Genomic DNA, 1214 nt, shown 5'->3' with positions numbered 1-1214 from the left:
TTTACGATCCGGCGCGCAGCGTTTGATTGAGCAAGCCGTCGAGGCCGAACTCGCTGTTCTGCTGGAGGCCTATGCATCCGACAAAACGGACGATGGTCGCGCGCGGCTGGTGCGCCACGGCCATCTGCCTGAGCGCGAGGTGATTACAGGGATCGGCGCGGTGCCAGTCAAGGTGCCGCGTGTGCGAGACCGGGGCGACGACGCAGAGAAGGTCCGGTTCACGTCAACGATTCTGCCGCCCTATCTGCGGAAAGCCAAATCCATCGAAGAGTTGCTGCCCTGGCTTTACCTCAAAGGTATTTCCACCGGCGACTTTCACGAAGCGCTTGCCGCTCTGCTCGGACCCAATGCGGCGGGACTGTCCTCAAGCACGATTTCACGGCTCAAGGCTGATTGGTGGGACGAGTACGACCGCTGGCAACGCCGAGATCTCAGCACGCGCCGGTTCGTCTATATCTGGGCGGACGGTGTCTACTTTCGCCCAAGAATGGCTGAAGAAAAACAATGCGTTCTGGTGCTCATCGGCGCGGATGAGTGGGGTCGCAAGGAAATCATTGGCCTTGCGGATGGGTACCGCGAAAGCACCCAGAGCTGGCGTGAGCTGCTCCTCGATCTACAGCGGCGTGGTCTTACCCACGCGCCTGATCTTGCCATTGGTGACGGCGCTCTGGGGTTCTGGAATGCGCTGCGCGAGGTCTTTGGTGCCACGAAAGAGCAGCGGTGCTGGTTCCACAAAACTGGCAATGTGTTGAATGCGATGCCGAAGTCGGTTCAGGCCAAAGCAAAGGGCCATCTCCACGACATCTGGCAGGCCGAAACGCGGGTCGATGCGGAGGCCGCCTTCAATTTCTTTGTCGCAACCTACGGCGTGAAATACGACAAGGCCGTCACCAAACTGACCAAAGACCGCGACGTGCTCTTGGCATTCTATGATTTTCCAGCTGAGCACTGGAAACACATTCGAACAACCAATCCCATCGAAAGTACCTTCGCCACGGTCCGACATCGCACTGGCAAAACCAAAGGGTGCCTCAGCCGCAAAACCGGGCTCGCCATGGCCTTCAAGCTGATGATGTCAGCCCAGACAAAATGGCGCAAACTCGATGGCGCAAACCGCATCCCCGAGATCATCGAAGGGATTGAATTCAAGGACGGGATCAAGCAACTTAAAACCGCCGCCTGATCACGCCGTCACCAACTTTCGGGCATAGCTC

1 protein-coding gene is annotated in these 1214 nt (G+C 58.2%); it reads left to right on the top strand.

Annotated elements, in window-relative coordinates; translation table 11 throughout:
* Window positions 1-1183: IS256 family transposase (locus BUB78_RS20005; protein ID WP_084732987.1), on the top strand; the 1183-nt coding region annotated here is incomplete at its 5' end.
* Window positions 1184-1214 lie beyond the last annotated feature (31 nt).

The organism is Roseovarius marisflavi (genome assembly GCF_900142625.1).
In the GTDB taxonomy this organism is placed as follows: domain Bacteria; phylum Pseudomonadota; class Alphaproteobacteria; order Rhodobacterales; family Rhodobacteraceae; genus Roseovarius; species Roseovarius marisflavi.
Note: the sequence above shows the minus strand (reverse complement) of the source record. Positions and strands in the feature narration are given on the sequence as shown.